This window comes from Paracoccus alcaliphilus (assembly GCF_028553725.1).
Taxonomy (GTDB): Bacteria; Pseudomonadota; Alphaproteobacteria; order Rhodobacterales; family Rhodobacteraceae; genus Paracoccus; species Paracoccus alcaliphilus.
Map to the genome: position 1 here is coordinate 2,310,096 of NZ_CP067124.1, position 19,215 is coordinate 2,329,310.

Sequence of the window (19,215 nt, forward strand, 5' to 3'; positions counted from 1 at the left end):
GATGTCGAAGCCCATGGCCATCCTCGATCATCATGGCCGCCCCATGGCGGCGCTGAGCGATCTGACCAAGGAACAGCGCCTGGTGCTGGCCGGTGGCGATCTGGGCTATTACATCGCGGCCAATGCCAGCGGCAAGACCGTGACCTTGTCGTCGGCTCTGACCGTCTCGGCGGTCTGGGCTTGTGTCGCGCGCAGTGCCCAGGCGATGGCCTCGCTGCCGATCGACGTGTTCCGGAAAACCGCCTCGGGTCGCCAGAAGGTGGACGGTGCGCTTGATGATCTGATCGCGCTGTCGCCGAACGCGGATCAGACGCCGGTCGAGTTCTGGGAGGGCATGCTGTCCTGGCTTCTGGCCGTCGGCAACGCCTATGCCGAAATCGATTGGGTCAATGGCCGCGCCGCCGCGTTGCTGCCGTTGCCATCGACGCTGGTCAAGCCGTTCCGCAACAAGGTCACCAACGAGTTGATGTATGAGGTTCGCGACCCCGGCATGTCGCGGCCTCGCGTCGTGAAGCAACGCGACATGCTGCATCTGCGCGGCTGGGGCTTTGGCGGCGATGAGGGGATGTCGCCGATCCGTTGGGGCACCCAGTCACTGGGCGCGGCTATGGCGGCCGACGAGGCGTCGGGCAAGATGTTCGGATCGGGGATGCAGGCCTCAGGCGTCCTGAAGTCGAACCAGAGGATCGACGACAAGCAACGGCCGCAGATCCAGAAGCTCATGGAGGAATACATGGGCTCAAGCCGGGCGGGCAAGATCATGGTCCTGGAGTCCGGTATGGACTTCCAGCAGCTGACGCTGAACCCAGATGATGCCCAGATGCTGGAAACCAGGCGCTTCTCGATCGAGGAAGTCTGCCGCTGGTTCGGCGTCCCGCCCATCGTCATCGGCCACTCAGCCGAGGGCCAGACGATGTGGGGCACCGGGGTCGAGCAGATTTTCCTGTCGTGGATGCAGCTGGGCATCAACCCGCTGCTGAAGAAGATCGAGCAGCGGATCCGCAAGCAGCTGATCCCGTTGCGTGACCAGCGCGACACCTATGCCGAGTTCAATCGCGAGGCGATGCTGCAGATGGACAGCAAGGCCAAGGCCGAATTCCTGCGCGCGATGACCACCAACGGCATCATGTCGCGCGATGAGGCCCGCGACAAACTGAACCTCGAGCGCCGCGGCGGCGTCGCGGACGATCTGATGGTGCAGACCGCGATGTCGCCCATCGACCTTCTGAACGAAAGGATCTGACATGGCCAAGAACCATATGCCGGTCGCGCATTTCGGTGTGCGGCCTGATGAGGTGCGCGCCGATTGCGCCCCGCCCAAGGCGCTGGAAAGATGGCAGCCCGAACTGCGGGCTCGTGCCGAGACCAGCGAAAGCGGCCCCTTCGTCATCGACGTCATGGACGTGATCGGCGAGAGCTGGGACGGATACGGCGTCACCGCGCGCCGAATCGGTGCTTTGTTGCGCTCGGCCGGCGACCGCGAGGTCATCGTCAACATCAACAGCCCCGGCGGTGACGTGTTCGAGGGTCTGGCGATCTACAACATGCTGCGCGGCCACAAGGGCGATGTCACCGTCCGCATCGTCGGTCTTGCCGCCTCGGCCGCATCTGTCATCGCCATGGCCGGGGATCGGGTCGAGATCGCCCGTGCCGGGTTTCTGATGATCCACAACACATGGGTCTTTGCCATCGGAGACCGCCACGCGCTGAATACGGTCGCGGGCCAGCTGGGGGCCTTCGATGAGGTCATGGCCGAGCTTTACGCCCTGCGCACAAATATCGAGGCCAGCGAGATCGGCCAGATGATGGACCGCGAAACGTGGATTTCGGGCCGTGCCGCGATCGATCAGGGCTTCGCCGATGACCTGCTGGCCGCCGACCAGATCGAGGCCGATCCGAAGGCCCGGGCCGAAGCCCCCCGGGTCAAGAGCCTTGCAAAGATGGATGCTGCCATGGCGCGCGGCGGGCTGGCCCGCTCCGAGCGGCGCGGCCTCATCAAGGAAATGACCGCCACGCCGGGCGCTGGCGAAGATGGCATGCCGAGCGCTGCCAAGAGCCTGATCAGCTTTAACGAGCTGGTCAAATCGACAATTGCCAACATGGAGAATGGCAATGCCTCTTGATAACGAAGCGGCGATTGGTGAGCTGCAGGAAAACTTCACCAAGGTCACGGCCAAGCTGCAAGAGGGCGTCCAGAACGTCCTGGCCGAGAACAAGCGTCTCGGCGGTCTGACCGGCGAGACCAAGGCCGAGGTCGACAAGCTGCTGCTCAAACAGGGCGAGCTGGTCGAGCAGATCGGCGAAATGCAGGCGTCCCAGCGTGATCTGGAACAGCGCTTTGCCAGTGGTCGCCGCGGCGGCGGTGCAGACGGCGCCAAGTCCCTCGGACAGATGGTTGTGGATGAGGCTGCCGACGCCATCAAGGCGCTGGCCAAGTCCGGTGTGAATGGCGATCACAGCCTCGGGGTGTTCAACGCGATCACCTCGCTGCCGGATTCGGGCGGCGTCCTGCTGCCCGAGCGTCGCGAAAGCGAGATCGTGGCCGAGCCGGACAAGAAACTGGTGGTGAAGGATTTGATCACCGTCGGTCAGACCGGACAGGCGCTGATCAAGTACTTCCGGGAGATCTCCCGCACGGGTGCCGCTGGTATCGTGCCGGATGACGGTGTGACCGTGAAGCCGCTGATCGACAAGGTCTGGGATGCGGTCGAGGCCTCGGTCAAGACCATCGCTGGTCGGATGGAAATCCACAAGCACATGCTGGATGACGTCCCGGCGCTGCGCACCGATATCGACACCACGCTGACCTATGAGGTCAACAAGGTCGAGAACGCGCAGATCCTCGCGGGCGACGGGACGGGCGAGAACTTCTCGGGCCTGATCACCAATGCTACGGCCTATGCGCAGGACGCCCGCGAACCGGCAGGAGCCACGATCCTCGACCGCATGCGCCTGGCCATGTTGCAGGTCAGCGCCGCCGGTTATGTCGTCGACGCACATGTCCTGAATATCTGGGACTGGGCTCAGGCAGAGATGCTGAAGGACACGACCGGTCGTTACATCTTCGGCAACCCGTTCATGGAAACGCCGACGCCGCGCCTCTGGGGGCGTCGCGTGGTCGATACCGAGGACATGCCTGAGGGTGATTTCCTGACCGGCGCGTTCAGGATGGCCGCGACCTATTACGAGCGTCAGGGCATCGAGATCCTTTTGTCGTCGGAAAACCGCGACAACTTCGATCGCAACATGCTGACGGTGCGCGGCGAGAAGCGCGGCGTGGTCGCGGTCAAGCGTCCGCTGGCGCTTTGCTACTACACCGCGCCCGGCGAGGGCGGCGGCGAAGGCGGCGACGGCTGATCTGAACGTCGGGCGCGGGACACTCCGCGCCCGGACCATCCCCATACAGAAGGAATTCGGACATGCCGAAGCTCAAGGCCCTTCGGGGCGCGATCGGTTCTTATGGTCGCGTCGCCGCGGGTGGCATCATCGAGGTCGATCAGGCCCATGCCGACAAGCTGATCAAGGCCGGAAATTTTGTTGCGGCGACCCAAAAGGACGTCGCTGCCGCGCAGAAGGCCCAGAAGGCCGCACTGGCCCTCGCGGTACCGGGCGCCGGGCCGGGCTTCATGCCCATGCCGAAACAGCCCGCTTCCGTTGATCGTCTGTCTCAGATGGTCGAGCGCGGCGATATCAGCCGCGACAAGGCCAAGGAACTGGTTTCGCTGGAACTGTCGCTTTCGACCAATGAGGTCCGCGCGTTCATCCAGAAAGAGGCCGATGAGATCACCGCACAGATCGACGCGGCCCGGCGCGATATCGATGCGCGGGCGCAGGAGCTCGACGCTCGTGAGGCAACCATGGCCGCACGGGCACAGGAACTGGACAAGCGCGAAGCCGATATTGCCGATCGCGAAAAGGCTGTCGAGGCAGCCGATGAAAAGGCCAAGGCGGATGCCGAGGTCAAGGCGAAAGCGGATGCCGACGCGAAAGCCAAGGCCGATGCCGAGGCAAAAGCGGCGAAGGCCTCGAAATGATCATCGACCTTGCCGAGATGAAACAGCACCTGCGTGTCGATGGTGACGACGAGGATCCGACCATCTCGGCCATCAACGAAGCGGCGCAATCGCAGGTCGCCAACTGGATCGGGCGCCCTATCTATGGCCACCCCGACGATATGCCGGCCGAGGATGATCCCGGCTACGACCGGTTCCAGATCGTTGCCGACAGCGCCGTCCGCGTGGCCATCAAGATGCTGGCCGAACGGATGTATACCAATCGCGGTGGCGAAGGCGGCAGCGCCGAAGATGCCGTTCCCCCGATGACCGTCAGGGCGCTGCTGTCGGGGTATCGTGTGTTCTGCAATGTGGATGAGGCATATGGAAACCGGTGATCTCGACCGTCGCGTTCAGTTCCTGCGCCCTGGCGTGATCGATGACGGCTACCAAACGCGCCCGGGATCTTACGAACCGCATGGCGGGCGGGTATGGGCCGGACGGAAGTTCGTGCGCGACGCCGAGCGATATGCCGCTGGCACAGTTGGCGTGGACGCTGTCGCGCGCTTCACGGTTCGGTATTCATCCTTCACCGCGCAGATCACGCATAAGGACCGGCTGATCTGCGAGGGCCGGACTTACGGCATCGTCGGCATCAAGGAACTGGGCCGTCGCGTCGGGTTCGAGATCACAGCCTCGGAGGTGCGGGAATGACGTTCCGACTGGAAGGCGTCGAGGATCTCGAAAAGGCGCTGGCCGAGGTGGCGAAGCAATCTACCCGCGTGGCGATCACCCGCCGGGCGCTGCAGAAGGCGGCTGCCCCGATGCTGGCGAAGGCCAAGCGTTACGCCCCCATCGACACCGGCAGGCTTGAGGAAAGCATCAAGATCAGCACGCGTGCCAAGGGCGAGGTCGGGCGCGCGGCATATGCGCAGACGATGAAGGCTACGGGCGGCGACAAGGGCGCGGCTGTGGCGGCAATGCGGGACGCGCGTCGTAATTTCAAAGCCGTCAATCCGCCCGCGATCCTTTATCTCGGCCCGACGCAGAACGCATGGCACGCGCATTTCGTAGAATTTGGGACGCGACCCCATACCAACGCGGGGATGTATGCCGGATCGCAGCACCCCGGCACCGCGCCCGATCCGTTCCTGCGGCCAGCATTCGACAGCGAGGCGCAGGGCACCATTGACCGTCTCAAGCCGCTGATCTGGGACGAGATCCAGAAACACGCGGCGCGGATGGCGAAGCGGGCAGCGAGGGGCTGACCAATGGAACAAGCTTTCCGCGCCCTGCTGATAGCGGGGCTTCCCGCCGTGCCATCCGACCGGATCAATTGGGGCGAGCATCCGCAGTTTGGCGGGCGTCCATACATCACGCTGCATCTGATCAGCGTCAATCAGGGCCATCACATGCAAGGCCCCGAGGTGCTGGAGCAAAGCCGGGTGCAGGTGGATTGCTACGCGCCGACCTTCGGGGAAGCGCGCGGCATGGCTGCCGCCGTGAAAACCGCCTTGGACTTCCATCGCGGCGGCGGCTTTCTGGGCATCCTGTTCGACGGGATGCGCCAAACCCGCGAAAGCGGTGATAACGCGGGCGAGGCGATCTATCGCGCCAGCCTTGATTTCTTGACACACTGGAGGACCAGCGATGGTTGAAGTAGCTTCCCAAGTCGGGATCGGCTGGCAGGATGAACTGTGGATCGGGCGCACAGTCTCGGAAACCACGACCTGGACGCAGATCCTCGGCATCGAAACGATCAATGCCCCGGAAAAGGTGCCGGAGGATATCGACGTTACGCACATGCAGTCCCCGGGCCGCACGCGCGAGACGATCCCCGGCTTGCTGGCGGCAGCCGACTGGTCGCAAGAGGTCCAGTACTGGCCCGAGCATGCGAGCCAAGTCCTGCTGGATACGCTGGCCGCGCTGAACGAAACCGGCGAGAAAGAGGATGTCATGGTGGAATTCGTGGTGGGCGGCATCCGTCGCACCTATCGCGGATATGTCAGCCATTTCACCCCGCAATCCTCGGTCGGTGAAAAGCGCATGGCCACGCTGGCGATGAAGATCTTCGAGCGGATCACGCCGAACCCGCGCACGCCGGAGGGCGACTGATGGCTGATGTGACCGGCGCGCTGCACCATGATTTCGGCGGCAAAACCTATACCCTGCGGCTGACCCTCGGCGGCATCTCCAAGCTGCAAGGGAAATATGGCAACGATCTCGGCGGGCTTCTGGATGGCGGGATCGAGGGCGTTCCACCCTTCGGCATGATGATCGACATCATTGCCGCAGCGCTGGAGAAGGGCGAGCGGATTTCGGCGGATGATGCCGCCGATCTGGCCGACGACATGCTGACGGCGGATCGGTCGATCATGGAGAAGGTCATGAAAGCTGCCTTCCCGGATCAGGTGGGAAACGCCCAAGCCCCGAAGGCCAAGACCTAGATCTCGGGGCACTTTGTGTGAATTACATCGCGGCGGGCTTGGACCCGGCGCGGTTCTGGGATCTGACCCCGCGAATGCTCGACATAGAGTTTCGCGGGGCCAATGCACGGATGCGGCGCGAACGTGAACTGGTCTGGTTCGGGGCCATGATGCCGCATTTCAAGAAACCCATCCCGCTCGACAGGTTTGTGGGTGGTCCTGTCGATGATCGGGATCGGGTGAAGCGGTTTCATTCGGTTTGGGACAAGATTGACAAGGCGCTGAGAGGTTAGGGTTCATTTGCTTTCCGCGCCACAGGAGGCTGATAGTCGGCGTTTGGAATGTTCCATTCCGACATGCACTCAACCCAAACATCATCACCAAAATCAGTGATCGCCGTTGCTTTTCCTTCTTCACCCATCATTCGGGTTCGTGCGTAAGCAGATAAAATAAAATCGGTGATAATCTTTCTCTGGTCCGGATTTGCAGCTTCCATATAATATTCCATTGCTTGAATGGCAGGGATTCCAGACTGACGGGCTTCCATGATACCGATGGCAGTTTTTGAGTAGTTTCCGCAATATTCTGCGCGGTCAATCTTGTCGTCTGATAGCGCTGGCATCGAAAAACTTGCAAGAATCGCAATCACGAAAGCGGTGGTTTTCATATCTTGGCCTTTTGGGTCGAAAGAGGTTCTATGTCCAATGTAATCGGAAACTTGCGCGTTGTCTTGGGCCTTGACTCAGCGGCATTTCAGCGCGGCCTAAACGAAGCGACGACCAACCTGCGCCGCATGGGGCAGGACATGCAGAGGATGGGGCGTAACTTGTCCCTGTATGTCACCGGGCCAACTGTTGCCTTTGGGGTGGCGGCCATCCGAACCGCCGCACAGTTTGAAGCTGCGATGAACCAAGTCGCAGCGGTTACGGGCGCGACAGGAGAACAACTTAAATCTCTGACTGAACAAGCAAAAGAACTTGGAGCAACAACACAATTCACGGCATCGCAGGCAGCGGAGGCAATGGGTTTTCTTGCGATGGCCGGCTATGAGACAGACCAGATCCTCGGCGCTATGCCTGACACGCTCAAGCTGGCCTCGTCTGCGCAGTTGGACATGGCTGACGCTGCTGATATTGTGACGAATATCTTGTCTGGATACGGCAAAGAAGTAGGTGAACTTGAGAACATAACTGATGTTCTGGTTAATGCATTTACTAGTGCCAATACGAACTTGGTTCAACTTGGCGAAGCCATGACTTATGCCGGACCCGTTGCTAATGCCGCAGGAGTCGAATTTGAGGAAGCCGCCGCCGCGCTCGGGATGATGGGGGGCGCGGGCATTCAGGCTAGTATGGCTGGCACATCTTTGCGAGGGGCGATTTCTCGCGCTCTGACTCCAACAAAGAAAATGGCCGGCATCATGGAAGAGGCGGGGCTTTCCTTCAAGGACGCCGAAGGTCGGCTTCTGCCTCTTGCCGATATCATTGAGCAGCTTGAACCGCACGCAAATGATGCTGGCATGATGATGGAGTTGTTCGGCCAGCGCGCGGGACCGGCTATGGCCAGTCTCGTTGGCAAAGGTTCTCAAGAGTTGCGTGACTTCACCGAAGATTTGCGCAACTCAGGTGGTGTGGCGGATAGGGTTTCTGCGGTCCAGATGCAGGGCTTCAAAGGATCGATGCGCGAACTCAGTGCAGCATTTGAGGCGTTGCAGCTAGCAATTGCGGATACTGGACTTATTGAGTTTGTGGCGAATTTGGTTCGCGGCTTGACCCGCATTGTTAGCGGCTTGAGCAAGGCAAACCCAGAATTTCTAAAATGGGGCGTGATTCTTGGTGCGGTTGCGGCTGCGCTCGGTCCTATCTTGATTGGTCTTGGTGCCATACTGATCGGTATCGGCCCTGTCATCGCCGGGATCGGTGGGCTGGTCGGCATATTTAAGGGCTTGGCTCTCGTGGTGGCAGGATTGAGCGCACCTTTCGCCGCGCTGGTCGCGGCAATCGCTGCCGGTGCCTATCTCGCATGGGAAAATTGGGAGACAGTCGGGCCGTGGTTCACCGACCTGTTCACGGCGATTGGCGACGTGTTCATCGGTCTGGCCAAGACGATCACCGGTATCATCACGGGGGATCTGTCGCTTGCGGTCGAGGGGCTTAAGCAGGCGTGGGGCGGGCTACAGCAATACTTCCAGACACTATGGGACGGCATCGTCGGAGTGTTCCTGTGGGCGAAAGAGCAAATCCAGCCGGTGATCGACTGGTTTGATGAGGCGGTCAATCGCATCGACCGTGGATACAACCGCATCTCGGGCGCGGCGAAAGGCCCAATCAGCAGCGGCGGCGACACCAGCCCACCAGGCGCGGATGTTATCGTCCCACCGCAACCGCTGGCCGATGGCCTCGCCGCTGGCACATCTGCGATTGGGCAGCAGGGCAAAGACGATGCCGCTGCCTATGAGGGCGGCTGGCGCGAAGGAATGGGCATCCGCTCGCCGTCGCGCGTGATGATGGAGATCGGCCAGTATATCTCGCAGGGTCTGGGAGACGGGATCGAGGGCCAGCGGGGCTATGTCATGTCGCAGACGGACAGCCTTGGCAGCGACATCCAATCGTCCATCACCAGCCAGCTTGACGGCATCGTGCGCGGCACCACCAGCGTCAAGGAGGCATTCGCCAATATGTTGCAGGACATGGCTTCGAGGCTCATGTCCAGCGGGCTGAGTAGCCTTCTGGGCGGGCTGTTCGGCGGCTTCGGTGGCGGGTTAAGCATCCCCGGTTTTGCCTCTGGGGGATCTCACCAAGGGGGCTGGCGCATCGTCGGCGAGCATGGCCCTGAGTTGGAGGCGACCGGCGCGGCCCGCTACTACAGCGCAGGGCAGACGCGGAATATGCTGGGTGGAGGCACCGATAAGCAACAGGTCGAAATCATCCTGACCGCGCCAGAGGGTTTCACGGCGGCGCAGGTCCAGCAGGTTCAGGGCATATCCCTGAAGGTCGTGCAAGGAACCGGTCGCCGATCTTCCGACGATCAGTATCTGGGCAGGGGGCGCTGATGGATATCACCTTTCCCTACCCGGTGAATATCCGGTCTGCGGTCCCGACGATGGAGGGCATGCGGCTAAGCCCCTTCGTCAATATCGACGGCGAGACATTCGGCCAGCCGACGCTGAATGGATACTGGCGGCTGGATCTGAATGTCATCGCGCAGGATATGCAGGCGCAGCTGGCGCTGTCGTCTTTCGTCACGGCCATGAGCGCGGCCAATGCCGAGTGCGTCGTGCCGGTGCTGGCGCAATGGCGACCCAACGACAACCGGGGCCGGATGCTCTACGGGACATCTCTGGCACCGCTCTGGACTTTCGATCATGTCGGCTTTGCCAGCGATCCTTTCGAGGGCTTCACGCTGCAAGCGGCTGCATCGCACCGGGCCAGCTATATCGATGTGACCAAGCCCGCGTTGTCGCAGCTGTGGCCGGGCCATTACATCACGCTTGGCGACCGTCTTTATCAGGTGGTCAACGTCACCTCGATCAATGAACTGCCGAACCGGATCCGCGTATCGGTGATGCCGAATATTCGCGGCGACCATGCGACGGGATCGGTGGTGATCGTGGATCAGCTTCGGCTTCGGTGCAGGCTGGAAAAAGGCGATCAGATCGGCGGTTCTATCGACCCGGTGAAATTCGCCAACCTCAGTTTCATCGAGGCCTTCTGATGTCGATCCACGACACCCCCGACGAGGAGCTGCGGCGCGGCGACGTGGCCTGCACGATCCTGTGCCAGATGGATTTCGCGACCAACCCGCAGCGGTGGTGGCTGGGCTATGGCCCGCTGACCGCAGGCGGCGTCACCTATCAGGGCACTGGCGACGTGATCCAGATCAGCGCCATGTCACTGACCTATGGGACCTCGGCCGGCATGATCCGCTTCGAGATACCGGCAGCCTCGCCCGAGATGATCGCGCGCTGCGACAATCAGGATTCCGAGGTCAACAATCGCCCCTGCCGCCTGTTCTACCAGCTGTTCGGCATGGTTGAGCGGGACGGCGAGCATCGCGGGCGGCTGATCGGCGAACCTATCAGCGTGTTCACCGGACGGATGCGGGACATGCGCAGCACCGCCGGGGCGCAGGAGCGCACGATTGAGCTGGAGGCCTATGGGCGGATGAGCTGGAAGGGGAAAGCCCCTTTTGGCCGATGGAACGACGCCGATCAGCGCTCTCGGTCATCCGGCGACAGGGGCTTCAATCAGATGCCGTCGCTGAAGAACCGTGCGGTGGCATGGGTGCCAGCGGGATGATCCGCCCCGCTGCCGATGCCGACATCCCCGGCATCATCGATCTGATCGAGCGTCTGGTGCGATCCGTGAACGGCCCGCAGCGGGTCTGCCGCGTCCGCACGGGCGAGACGTTGGCCGGGCTGATCCACGATCCGCGCAGCGTGGTGCTGATGTCCGGTCGCGGGTTCATCGCGGGCACGATCACGCAGACGGTGATCAGTCCCGACCCGGTTGCGGTCGAGCTCGGCTGGTATGCGGAAGATCGCTCCGGCCTCTCGCTGCTGCGCGCGTTCGAGGCGTGGGCATCAGATCATGGCACAACGCTGGTGAAAATGTCCTGCAACGGCGGCGCGGCGAAGCGCATTCTTGAGCGGTCGGGATACCGGGTCGCAGAAATTGCAATGGTGAAGTGAATGGCGATCTTTTCCGGCATTGCCAAGGCCGTCGCGTTTGCGGTCAGTTACCTGTCGGCCTCGGCGGGCGTATCCGCGTTGACCGCAATCTCATGGGGCTATAAGGCGGGCGTGGCGGCGGCCAGCCTCGCAACTGCTGCGGCGTATTCGGCGGTCTCGCGCCTGCTGGCCCCAAGCGTCAGTATCCCGACGCAGGAAATTCAGGCGGTTCTGGAGCAGACCGATGCCCCACGCCGCGTCTATGTCGGGCGCTATCTGGCGGGCGGCATCAGGGCGCTGTTCGATGTCAACGGGGGCACGCTGCATCAGCTTGTTGTCGTCAATCATGGACGGATCGACGCATTCGAGCATTTCTGGATCGACGGCGAGCCGGTGACGATCAACGACACCGAGGTCGTTTCGGGCGAGAAGGCGGGATATGTTTTCGTCACCACCCGCGACGGATCAGGTCAGGGCGGAAATTATCCGGTTCTGGTTGAGCGGTTCCCCTACTGGACTGCCGATCACCGGCTGCAAAATCAGGCGACCTTCCTTGTCCGCTCGCGCGCGCCGGGCGAGGATTTCATGAAGGTCTTCCCCAAGGCCAGCGGCACGCTCTATCAGTGGGTGATCCGTGGTCAGCGCGTCTATGACCCGCGCACCGAAACATCGGTCTGGTCCGACAATGCGGCGCTGGTCATCGCCCATTACCTGACCCACCCGGACGGCTACCGGCTGGATCCGTCCGAGGTGGATTGGGACAGTGTCGAGGCGATGGCCGACTGGTGCGATCTGCCCATCCCGCAGCGCGCGGGCGGCACGGCGCCGAATATGCGGCTGTGGGGATACTGGACGCTGGACGAGGAACCGTCGCAGGTGCTGGACCGCATGCGGGCCTCCAGCGGCATCAGCGTCTACGAGACGCAGGACGGGCGCATCGGCCTGATCGGCGGACCATTCGGCACCCCGGCTTGCACGGTGACGGCCAAGGACATCGCGCAGATCCAGACCAGCGAGGCGATCAGCGAACGCGAGGGCTATAACACCCTGCGGGTCTATCACCTGTCCGACGCCGCCAAATTCGAGGTGGCCGAAGTCGATACATGGCGGGACTCGGCCCGGCTGGCGCAGGAGGGCGAGATCGCGCAGGAGATGCGGCTGGAGATGTGCCCCAACACCTCGCAGGGGCGGAGGCGGTCCAAGATGCAGATGCACGACGACAACCGCGCGCGGGTCGAGATCATCACCGATATTGTCGGCCTGAAAGCCCGCTATCCCGCAGCATATGGCCAGCGCCACACGATCCTGCTGGACTATCAGCCCGAGGACGGCGGAGGTCGCGTCATCCAGGGCGAATACGAAGTGCTGGATCACGAATTCGACCCGAAAGAGCTGCAGTGCCGCATCGCGCTGGCGAGGGTGGACCGTGCGTCCGAGAACTGGAATGCCGCGACCGAGGAAGGCGATCCGCCAGCCGAGGCCGAGACTCCCGCCAGTGACCCGCCCCCCGATATCGAGGCGGTGCTGACGCAGGTCATCACTCGGATCACCGACACGCTGTCGTCAGCAGCCCTACAAGTCACCGCTGTTCCCGTCCCGGATCGCGACGACCTGCGCATTCAGGCGCGCTATCGCAAGGTGGGCGATGCGGCATGGATCAACATGATCGTGACCGATTTCGTCGCCCGATCCTCTGCGGTGGATGACGGCGCGCAGTATCAGGCGCAGGTCCGCTTTCAGGGTGTCTTTGCCGGGGTCGATGAATGGGAGGACCTCGGGCCTATTCTAGTCACGGTCAACAGCACCCCGCCCGGCCAGCCGTCGCAGCTGATCCCGTCGAATGGCTCGGGCTATGTTCATCTGTCGTGGCGCAACCCGAACAGCGCCTTTGAGACGATCCGCATCTATCGCGGCACCACGACCAACCCGGCCAACGCATCGCTGATCGGCACGACCGGCGGCGTGTCTGGCCAGATATCCGAATATCAGGACGATACGGTCAGCCCGGCCACGCAATACCGCTATTGGGTCGCAGCCGCGAATGCCTCGGGCATCGAGGGCGCGTGGGCTGGCCCGGCGACGATCACCACGACCTGACACCACCTGAAATCCTGACGACCCGCCCGCCTTTGCGCGGGCCTTTTTGCATGGAGACCGCCGCATGGCTCTTTCTGACGAAATCAATCTGTGGCTGCGCGACTTCACCGGATATTCTGGCGACGGTCAGGGCGGGTCAGGCGCGTTGCCGGTCGGGGATCGTTCGACGGCTCGCTTCCCGATTGACAAGCGGATACTGCGCTACCTGTTCATGACGCTGGCCCAGACGATGGGCGATCCGGGGGCGTTACAAGAGATCCTCGATCAGCTTGATGAAAAAGCCGACCTCGCCAACACCGCCAAATCCTTCAACACCCGCGCCGCCGCCGTCAGCGCCGGGCAGTCCGCACTGTCTGCTTCCCTCGGCCTGATTCTGGTCGATGAAGGGGATTATTACACCGTTCGCGGGGCGAACCAGACCGAGGACGATCCGCTGTTTGCGACCGCGCCGCGCTGGGGCGTCCGGGATCGCATTCCGACGCAGGCGGTGATGGATGCGCTGCGCGACGAAGTTCGCGATGGCCGGGTCTATTACCTGCCTGCACAACAGAGCCCCAGCGGCGTCGATGTTCCGTCATGGGCGGACTTCGTCATCACCAGTTTCTTTGCAGGCAACACCACGAGAGAATGGCGACCTCTCGCGACCGGCCCGAGCGATGGGCTTGAGACCGAGGACTTCGCGCAGGACGCCAACGGTCGCTGGTGGCGTAGGGTGCGAGACGCTGCTGCCCAAGAGGAACGCGCTGAGCGCATCGCAGAGGACAATGCGCGAACGCAAGCGATAAGAGTTTCGGTGCCGATCCCCATCGTCGTGGATCCGGACACCAGCACTGGCGACAATATCGTGGCGGAAATCGAGTCTACGATGATTGCGGCAGGCATCACCAGCGTACCGACTATCGGCTCAATCGAGTATCGCCCCATGGCGAGTAATGAAGCCGCAAACCCGACTATCACGATTGGTGCCCTGACTGCCTCGGTACGAGGCGCAGATGGCCAAGCATGGCCTGCCGGTGGTTTCGTGGTAGGTAGGGTTTACAACTTGCGGCGGATTGCGGGCGTCTTTAGGGTGCAGGTTGGAGATGTCTCGCTTGCCGAGATCCAAGCTGAGGCGACCGTGCGAAACTCTGCCGATAGAATCATTGGTGTAATCCCATTGACGAACATCGGCGGCAGCGGCAATGCGATCACTGCCGAAATCGACCCCGCCACCGATCTATCCGGGTTCACGGCGGGAAGGCTTTTCCGACTGACTGCGGCGCACAACAACGAGACTGGCAATATCACTGTCCAAGTTTCTGGCACCACTCGAAACTTGCGCGACGTTGATTTTTCGATCCTACCCGCAGAGGCAATCCGCGAGGGTCGAACCTATATCATCGAGACAATCGGGGCACAATTTGCCCGAGTGGTCAGTGCGATTCGCACTCTGGCTGATGCGGAGGCAGATAAGCAGGAGGCGATTTCTCATGCTGATGCGCAGATAGAGCTCGTAAATGATGCTCCGCTACTGTCCGATGGGTCTCGATCCCTCATGCGTCTGGGCGGTCGCGACATTATGCGCATGACCGCGAGCGGCCCCCGATTGGCTGGTCCTGCTGGTGGCGCAGTCGCGGCCCCGGAAGGCGGCTGGGCAGCAGTCGAGAATTCCGAGGGGGAGGTTGAATTTACGGCGCAGGCCGGGACTTATGGAATTGACGCCGTGGATCGCTTTATGGAGCGCGGAGGAGTCCGCTATCCGGTCGCGGCTCCGGCAGGCACGACCCGCACGGCCTATATACTCTCGGTGATGGGACAGTCAAACGCCGACGCGACCGAAATGAATGATCCGCTGCCGTGGCGGTTCCCGCCCATGAAGCACCACATTTTCACCCTGGACGATATTCAGGGGATCCGGGGCGGTCTGCGTGGTTGGCTGGGTGTACCTACCCCCGCAGGGCCGAAGCGGCTGATCCCAGTGCAGCAGGACGCTTGGACGTGGGCAGACTCGACCATTCACTCCTATGGCGCAACTGCTGCCGCTCGCCTCGGCCAGCTTCTGGGTGATCCATATCCCGTATTCACGGTCAGATCGTCGGCGGTCGGGGGCACCAAGATCATTGGCGACAATCCGGGCCAGGGCATCTGGAAGGACAGCAATGACGATTACACGACGCCGTGGAACAACTGGACCCAGGATATTCGGGACACCTTCTACGGCTTGACCGATCTTGGCTATGAGGTCGCGGGCATCTTCATTTGCTTCACCCACCAGGAAGGTGACTGGCAGACTGCGCGCGAGGTCTATGCCACGCAACTGGCCGATATGATGGACGATCGTGAGGCGACATCGGCCGAGGATGCGCCAGGGGTTCCCTTCCATTGGTTCTGTGACCAAGCTTCGGGCTCGGGCCTTCGATCGCCCATGTATCGCGGCGGCGCGTGGCAATCGCGACTTGCCATTGTCGATGTGGTCGAGGCGCGGGCCAATGCTACCATGGTCATGCCGCGATACCATATGGATTTCGGGATCAACGGCGGTTCGTTGGAAAACATCCACCATTCCTTCACCAGTCGAACCTGTCCGCAAGGCGAGACATTTGCCCATGCTATGCGTGAGGTCATCAAAGGGCGGGAATGGCGCTGCCCGCGCATGGTGTCGGCTACGGTTGAGGGTAACAACATCGCCGTCGATTTTGACAGCCTAGCGCCGCTAATGATCGACTGGACGTTCTGCAAGGTCCGACCCGATGCCGGTTTCAAGATTGGCGATGGCTCGATCACCGTTCAATCGGTCACCCAGACCGGTCAGCGGCAGATCACCCTGCAATGCAGTGCGAGTCCCTCTGGCCAACTTCTGGCCTATGCGTGGCGCGAACAGGACGCGCAAGACGTGTCCGATATCTGGCCCATCAGCACCGGCGCTATTCGCGATGGTTTCGAAGCGCCATCGCTGTTTTTGAGCGGCAAGCGCGTACTGCGCCCGGCGCTCGGCTACACCCTTCAACTGTGAGGTAGGACGATGCCCATCAACTTCTCTGGCGATGCGTCCGCTTATCCCGATAGCGCGTTTTTCCCTGACCTTCCGTCGCTGGACGATACCATTGCCCAAATACCCGGACTACTGGGAGCATGGGATGCCAGAGATTATAGCGGGTCAGGTGCGTGGTCGGCGCGTGTAGGGTCTGGCACCATCCTGCCATCGGGGGCGGGGTCCATGCCCTCTCTGGCGTCCCGCGATGGACGGCCTGTGCTCCGCTTTGGTCAAACTTCAAAGGCGTTCGTCAATGACGCGGCAGGTGCGTCAGTGCCGTTTTCTGGTCTGGTGTTCGCATCCCGCGCTTTTTATGCCGATCAGGCAGTCAATTTCCAGAAGGTGTTCGTCGCGGGCAGTGGGGAGTTCTATTTCAGAACAACGATGTCTCCGCCGCGCTGGCAATGGGCTGGCCTTGGCAGCACCGGACAGATCACATCGACGCTCGACGACATGATGGGCTGGAATACCATTCTGTTTGACAAGCAGGGTAGCTCCCCAGCCTCTCTCGCCGTCAACGGCGGCAGCCCCTCAGCCATTGGATTTTCAGACGCAGAAATGTCTGGCCAATATTTGGTGGTTGGTGACCCAGCGAACAGCACGAGTTGCGTACAGGATATTTCGCGCATGATCATCAGCACCACAGGAGGGCTGTCAGCGGAAGATCGCAACGCCATCCTAGCGTGGGTAAATGGATAGATAGCCAAGGCACCAGCCGCAGCGGCCAAGGCCTCCCGCTGTCGTTTAGTGCAGGGCTAATCGCCCTGCTGGCCTATGTCGCCGCAACGCTTGCCTTCAGCCGCTGACTGCCCGGGTTGCGCAGGCATCATGCGCAATAGCCGCGTGGCGCGCCTCGACCGGGAACGGGGCGAGCACGCTGCCTACACAAGCTCGCCCCGCAGACCATTGCTGGTCAGTTATAGCCTGCGCAGCATTGGGGCGATCCGGCAAGAGGCCAGTTAAGGCGCCCGGCTCATAGAATTGATGGTACCTGAGCCGGGCTGCCAGCGACTGTGCGGGAAGGATGCAGAATCGCTGGTAAGGGAAACCTTACCTATGGTGGCGAATATTCCAAGCTGACCAAAGTCGGATTCTGTCGCACCATTTCACACAAAGGAGCCGCCATGGACCCGATGACAGTCGTCGAGCAGATCGGCGGCGGCCTGCAAGCAGTGGTGATCGTGGGGCAGGCCATCGCCAATATCGTGCAATACCGGCGCAACAACCAGCTGCAGGACAAGCTTCTCGATCTGACCCAAACGATGGGCAAAGAAAACCGGGACCTGCTGTCCCAGACCAATTTGGCCATCAGCGCCAATGCTGAAACGATGAGGGAGGCCGTCAGGGAACTGCGGGGGCGCAAATGATGCGGTTCATCAGGCAGCTTTGCGGCAAAGGCCGACGGGAGGCAGCGGCAGACGAAGCCCTGCGCCGCCATCAAGAGCAATATCAGCGCGAGGAACGCGCCGTCCGGGCCAAGGTCGTCGCGGTCGAAAGGCTCGTGCGCCAACTACAAAGGGACAACACGGCATGGCACTGATCATCGGGACAATCGCCATCATCAACGCGGCCGGTCTGCTGATGATCATCTGGGCGTTTCGGACCAGCCTGCGGGTTGTAGGCGAGGCCACGTGGTGGTTCGTCGTCGGCTTTGCGCTGCTTTCCTTCATCCTGATCACGCGGGGGCTTTACTGGGACGTGGCCATGCCCATAGCGCGCGCGTATGCGCCGGCCAGCGCCGAGGCATGGCGGGACATGGTCCATGGCCGGATGTTCAACGTCGTGTTCAGCGGCCTGAAGATGGTCTCGATTTACTGCGCACTGAAATGCAGGCAGGCGCTGATCCCCGAGGATGAGCGGCACCTATGGCCGTGGTGGATCGCATGGATGCATCCGACCAAGATCAGGTTCTGGTGAACTGGATGGAGATGGGACGGCCCCGCGCGGAGAGCAGTTATGGCCGTCCCAATGCCGCCGACGTCTAGCATGGAACGATCAGCGGTAGGGATCAATAACACACCTGACCTGCGCGCGAACCGCTACCTTGGAATGACCGATACCTTGGTGCCAGACCAGCGATCTGCGATCCATCCAGTCGGGCATCAACGATATCAAGGATCAGATGCGCAGGCTCACGCCGCAGCCGTGATCGGGATAGGGATTTTTCAGCCGAGCGACGCCACTCGTCACCACAACACGGTCACTCGAAAACACGCTCACCATGTCGCTCGGCTGTGACGCTGTTCTGGCCGAAGCTGACGTGGAAGTCACCTTGTCCTTATGGTCAGGTATTCCCTACCTGAAAGGCCGCTCCGGGCCCGAGGGTGGGCCAAGATCATTGATGCCGCAAAATGCAATCTGACCTTGGCCCTGCCTCGCAAAATTATGTGCGCGCGCGAGACGCTAAACCATAGCACGAATAATCAACCGTTCAATCGCGTCGTTGTCATTCCTTCAGGCGCAGCAACTCACGCTCGATGGCGTCCAGCGCATTCGGATCGCCAGCCCGCGCGGCCGCTATGGCTTCGTGGACGCGTTCCCATGATGGATGATCATCCGCGATCAGGCGGCCATCCATATGGGCGACAGACAGGGCGTGCATGTAGACCACGCGATATTGCGGACGCCGGATGGCTTCATCGCGCATGTCGCGCAGGCGCTTGTGCAGTCGGGTGAAGATCATCGCCCATAGATAGGGCCCAATCCGAAGCGGCCAAGGTCTCAACGCAACCTCGTTACCACCGCCCGCCTCGCGCGGGCTTTTTCACATGGAGGCTCACATGCCCGTCTATCCGATCACCGACAGCTGGTCCGACCCGATCTCGCTGCAAGCGGGTGACATCGTCCAGAACCACAGCCCGCACCCGATCGACATCTGCCCGGGCGAGCCGGACGAGGCGAACCGGCTGCGGCTGCCGGGCTACGCCGGCGCGTTCCAGGTGGATGATGCGGTGACGATTGTCGCGCGCAGCACCTTTCATGGCAGTTCCGCGCTGACCGTTGTGAGGGGGTTCTGAC

At 61.7% G+C, this 19,215-nt stretch carries 23 protein-coding genes; 21 read left to right on the top strand and 2 right to left on the bottom strand.

Features of this window, described 5'->3' with window-relative positions:
• Position 1 precedes the first annotated feature (1 nt).
• The 10 genes from JHW40_RS11915 to JHW40_RS11960 all read left to right on the top strand — a co-directional run bounded on the left by JHW40_RS11915 (position 2) and on the right by JHW40_RS11960 (position 6,439).
• Positions 2 to 1,243, top strand: a complete 1,242-nt coding sequence (locus JHW40_RS11915; protein WP_090613710.1) for a phage portal protein — start codon at positions 2 to 4, stop codon at positions 1,241 to 1,243.
• A gap of 1 nt (position 1,244) precedes the next feature.
• The gene (locus JHW40_RS11920; RefSeq protein ID WP_090613712.1) at positions 1,245 to 2,123 is read left to right on the top strand and encodes a head maturation protease, ClpP-related; all 879 of its coding nucleotides are present in this window, start codon (positions 1,245 to 1,247) and stop codon (positions 2,121 to 2,123) included.
• Positions 2,113 to 3,357, top strand: coding sequence for a phage major capsid protein (locus JHW40_RS11925; protein ID WP_170851860.1), 1,245 nt, complete (start codon positions 2,113 to 2,115; stop codon positions 3,355 to 3,357). Before JHW40_RS11920 ends, JHW40_RS11925 begins: the two co-directional genes overlap by 11 nt.
• Before the next feature lie 62 nt (positions 3,358 to 3,419).
• Positions 3,420 to 4,034 carry a hypothetical protein gene (locus JHW40_RS11930; protein ID WP_090613718.1) on the top strand — a complete coding sequence of 205 codons (615 nt, stop codon included), beginning with the start codon at positions 3,420 to 3,422 and terminating at the stop codon, positions 4,032 to 4,034.
• The gene (locus JHW40_RS11935) at positions 4,031 to 4,390 is read left to right on the top strand and encodes a head-tail connector protein (RefSeq protein WP_090613721.1); all 360 of its coding nucleotides are present in this window, start codon (positions 4,031 to 4,033) and stop codon (positions 4,388 to 4,390) included. Before JHW40_RS11930 ends, JHW40_RS11935 begins: the two co-directional genes overlap by 4 nt.
• A complete protein-coding gene (locus tag JHW40_RS11940; RefSeq protein ID WP_090613724.1) occupies positions 4,377 to 4,706 on the top strand; it encodes a phage head closure protein in 330 nt (109 codons plus the stop codon). The genes JHW40_RS11935 and JHW40_RS11940 overlap by 14 nt, the downstream gene beginning before the upstream one ends.
• Positions 4,703 to 5,260 carry an HK97-gp10 family putative phage morphogenesis protein gene (locus JHW40_RS11945; RefSeq protein ID WP_090613727.1) on the top strand — a complete coding sequence of 186 codons (558 nt, stop codon included), beginning with the start codon at positions 4,703 to 4,705 and terminating at the stop codon, positions 5,258 to 5,260. Before JHW40_RS11940 ends, JHW40_RS11945 begins: the two co-directional genes overlap by 4 nt.
• Before the next feature lie 3 nt (positions 5,261 to 5,263).
• Positions 5,264 to 5,650, top strand: a complete 387-nt coding sequence (gene gp17, locus JHW40_RS11950; RefSeq protein ID WP_090613730.1) for a tail completion protein gp17 — start codon at positions 5,264 to 5,266, stop codon at positions 5,648 to 5,650.
• Positions 5,643 to 6,107, top strand: coding sequence for a phage tail tube protein (locus tag JHW40_RS11955; RefSeq protein ID WP_090613732.1), 465 nt, complete (start codon positions 5,643 to 5,645; stop codon positions 6,105 to 6,107). Before gp17 ends, JHW40_RS11955 begins: the two co-directional genes overlap by 8 nt.
• Positions 6,107 to 6,439, top strand: coding sequence for a GTA-gp10 family protein (locus tag JHW40_RS11960; RefSeq protein ID WP_090613735.1), 333 nt, complete (start codon positions 6,107 to 6,109; stop codon positions 6,437 to 6,439). The genes JHW40_RS11955 and JHW40_RS11960 overlap by 1 nt, the downstream gene beginning before the upstream one ends.
• Before the next feature lie 268 nt (positions 6,440 to 6,707).
• On the opposite strand, the gene JHW40_RS11965 is transcribed toward JHW40_RS11960, so the two are convergent.
• Complete coding sequence (locus JHW40_RS11965; protein ID WP_090613740.1) at positions 6,708 to 7,085, bottom strand: hypothetical protein; 378 nt, start codon at positions 7,083 to 7,085, stop codon at positions 6,708 to 6,710.
• Positions 7,086 to 7,115: 30 nt separating this feature from the next.
• Here JHW40_RS11965 and JHW40_RS11970 point away from each other — a divergent pair, with 30 nt between their 5' ends.
• The 10 genes from JHW40_RS11970 to JHW40_RS12015 all read left to right on the top strand — a co-directional run bounded on the left by JHW40_RS11970 (position 7,116) and on the right by JHW40_RS12015 (position 18,114).
• A complete protein-coding gene (locus tag JHW40_RS11970) occupies positions 7,116 to 9,470 on the top strand; it encodes a phage tail tape measure protein (protein ID WP_090613743.1) in 2,355 nt (784 codons plus the stop codon).
• Positions 9,470 to 10,132 carry a hypothetical protein gene (locus JHW40_RS11975; protein ID WP_090613746.1) on the top strand — a complete coding sequence of 221 codons (663 nt, stop codon included), beginning with the start codon at positions 9,470 to 9,472 and terminating at the stop codon, positions 10,130 to 10,132. The genes JHW40_RS11970 and JHW40_RS11975 overlap by 1 nt, the downstream gene beginning before the upstream one ends.
• Positions 10,132 to 10,716 (top strand): hypothetical protein, encoded by a 585-nt coding sequence (locus tag JHW40_RS11980; RefSeq protein WP_090613749.1) that lies wholly within the window; start codon positions 10,132 to 10,134, stop codon positions 10,714 to 10,716. The genes JHW40_RS11975 and JHW40_RS11980 overlap by 1 nt, the downstream gene beginning before the upstream one ends.
• Positions 10,713 to 11,108, top strand: coding sequence for a hypothetical protein (locus JHW40_RS11985; RefSeq protein WP_139208190.1), 396 nt, complete (start codon positions 10,713 to 10,715; stop codon positions 11,106 to 11,108). The genes JHW40_RS11980 and JHW40_RS11985 overlap by 4 nt, the downstream gene beginning before the upstream one ends.
• Positions 11,109 to 13,184 (top strand): phage tail protein, encoded by a 2,076-nt coding sequence (locus JHW40_RS11990; protein WP_090613756.1) that lies wholly within the window; start codon positions 11,109 to 11,111, stop codon positions 13,182 to 13,184.
• A 64-nt stretch (positions 13,185 to 13,248) separates the two neighbouring features.
• Entirely contained in the window at positions 13,249 to 16,176 is a 2,928-nt protein-coding gene (locus JHW40_RS11995) for a hypothetical protein (RefSeq protein ID WP_090613759.1), read from the top strand.
• 9 nt (positions 16,177 to 16,185) lie between these two features.
• On the top strand, positions 16,186 to 16,896 hold the full coding sequence (locus JHW40_RS12000; protein WP_139208191.1) for a hypothetical protein: 711 nt from the start codon (positions 16,186 to 16,188) through the stop codon (positions 16,894 to 16,896).
• Between the two features lie 425 nt (positions 16,897 to 17,321).
• On the top strand, positions 17,322 to 17,564 hold the full coding sequence (locus JHW40_RS12005; RefSeq protein ID WP_090613763.1) for a hypothetical protein: 243 nt from the start codon (positions 17,322 to 17,324) through the stop codon (positions 17,562 to 17,564).
• The gene (locus JHW40_RS12010; protein ID WP_170851861.1) at positions 17,561 to 17,737 is read left to right on the top strand and encodes a hypothetical protein; all 177 of its coding nucleotides are present in this window, start codon (positions 17,561 to 17,563) and stop codon (positions 17,735 to 17,737) included. The genes JHW40_RS12005 and JHW40_RS12010 overlap by 4 nt, the downstream gene beginning before the upstream one ends.
• Complete coding sequence (locus tag JHW40_RS12015) at positions 17,728 to 18,114, top strand: hypothetical protein (RefSeq protein WP_090613766.1); 387 nt, start codon at positions 17,728 to 17,730, stop codon at positions 18,112 to 18,114. The genes JHW40_RS12010 and JHW40_RS12015 overlap by 10 nt, the downstream gene beginning before the upstream one ends.
• Positions 18,115 to 18,643: 529 nt before the next feature.
• On the opposite strand, the gene JHW40_RS12020 is transcribed toward JHW40_RS12015, so the two are convergent.
• Positions 18,644 to 18,880: a hypothetical protein gene (locus JHW40_RS12020; RefSeq protein WP_090613769.1), complete on the bottom strand. Its 237-nt coding sequence runs from the start codon at positions 18,878 to 18,880 to the stop codon at positions 18,644 to 18,646.
• Positions 18,881 to 18,977: 97 nt separating this feature from the next.
• On the opposite strand from JHW40_RS12020, the gene JHW40_RS12025 reads away from it, so the two are divergent.
• Positions 18,978 to 19,214 carry a hypothetical protein gene (locus JHW40_RS12025; RefSeq protein WP_090613771.1) on the top strand — a complete coding sequence of 79 codons (237 nt, stop codon included), beginning with the start codon at positions 18,978 to 18,980 and terminating at the stop codon, positions 19,212 to 19,214.
• Position 19,215 lies beyond the last annotated feature (1 nt).

Bases quoted from the DNA above. Each gene is read 5' to 3' on its own strand.
- JHW40_RS11980 (WP_090613749.1), top strand. From the start codon at position 10,132: ATGTCGATCCACGACACCCCCGACGAGGAGCTGCGGCGCGGCGACGTG.
- gp17 (WP_090613730.1), top strand. From the start codon at position 5,264: ATGGAACAAGCTTTCCGCGCCCTGCTGATAGCGGGGCTTCCCGCCGTG.
- JHW40_RS11955 (WP_090613732.1), top strand. From the start codon at position 5,643: ATGGTTGAAGTAGCTTCCCAAGTCGGGATCGGCTGGCAGGATGAACTG.
- JHW40_RS11930 (WP_090613718.1), top strand. From the start codon at position 3,420: ATGCCGAAGCTCAAGGCCCTTCGGGGCGCGATCGGTTCTTATGGTCGC.
- JHW40_RS11920 (WP_090613712.1), top strand. From the start codon at position 1,245: ATGGCCAAGAACCATATGCCGGTCGCGCATTTCGGTGTGCGGCCTGAT.
- JHW40_RS12000 (WP_139208191.1), top strand. From the start codon at position 16,186: ATGCCCATCAACTTCTCTGGCGATGCGTCCGCTTATCCCGATAGCGCG.
- JHW40_RS11935 (WP_090613721.1), top strand. From the start codon at position 4,031: ATGATCATCGACCTTGCCGAGATGAAACAGCACCTGCGTGTCGATGGT.
- JHW40_RS11985 (WP_139208190.1), top strand. From the start codon at position 10,713: ATGATCCGCCCCGCTGCCGATGCCGACATCCCCGGCATCATCGATCTG.
- JHW40_RS12025 (WP_090613771.1), top strand. From the start codon at position 18,978: ATGCCCGTCTATCCGATCACCGACAGCTGGTCCGACCCGATCTCGCTG.
- JHW40_RS12005 (WP_090613763.1), top strand. From the start codon at position 17,322: ATGGACCCGATGACAGTCGTCGAGCAGATCGGCGGCGGCCTGCAAGCA.
- JHW40_RS12020 (WP_090613769.1), bottom strand. From the start codon at position 18,880: ATGATCTTCACCCGACTGCACAAGCGCCTGCGCGACATGCGCGATGAA.
- JHW40_RS11990 (WP_090613756.1), top strand. From the start codon at position 11,109: ATGGCGATCTTTTCCGGCATTGCCAAGGCCGTCGCGTTTGCGGTCAGT.
- JHW40_RS12010 (WP_170851861.1), top strand. From the start codon at position 17,561: ATGATGCGGTTCATCAGGCAGCTTTGCGGCAAAGGCCGACGGGAGGCA.
- JHW40_RS12015 (WP_090613766.1), top strand. From the start codon at position 17,728: ATGGCACTGATCATCGGGACAATCGCCATCATCAACGCGGCCGGTCTG.
- JHW40_RS11960 (WP_090613735.1), top strand. From the start codon at position 6,107: ATGGCTGATGTGACCGGCGCGCTGCACCATGATTTCGGCGGCAAAACC.
- JHW40_RS11945 (WP_090613727.1), top strand. From the start codon at position 4,703: ATGACGTTCCGACTGGAAGGCGTCGAGGATCTCGAAAAGGCGCTGGCC.
- JHW40_RS11915 (WP_090613710.1), top strand. From the start codon at position 2: ATGTCGAAGCCCATGGCCATCCTCGATCATCATGGCCGCCCCATGGCG.
- JHW40_RS11970 (WP_090613743.1), top strand. From the start codon at position 7,116: ATGTCCAATGTAATCGGAAACTTGCGCGTTGTCTTGGGCCTTGACTCA.
- JHW40_RS11975 (WP_090613746.1), top strand. From the start codon at position 9,470: ATGGATATCACCTTTCCCTACCCGGTGAATATCCGGTCTGCGGTCCCG.
- JHW40_RS11995 (WP_090613759.1), top strand. From the start codon at position 13,249: ATGGCTCTTTCTGACGAAATCAATCTGTGGCTGCGCGACTTCACCGGA.
- JHW40_RS11940 (WP_090613724.1), top strand. From the start codon at position 4,377: ATGGAAACCGGTGATCTCGACCGTCGCGTTCAGTTCCTGCGCCCTGGC.
- JHW40_RS11925 (WP_170851860.1), top strand. From the start codon at position 2,113: ATGCCTCTTGATAACGAAGCGGCGATTGGTGAGCTGCAGGAAAACTTC.
- JHW40_RS11965 (WP_090613740.1), bottom strand. From the start codon at position 7,085: ATGAAAACCACCGCTTTCGTGATTGCGATTCTTGCAAGTTTTTCGATG.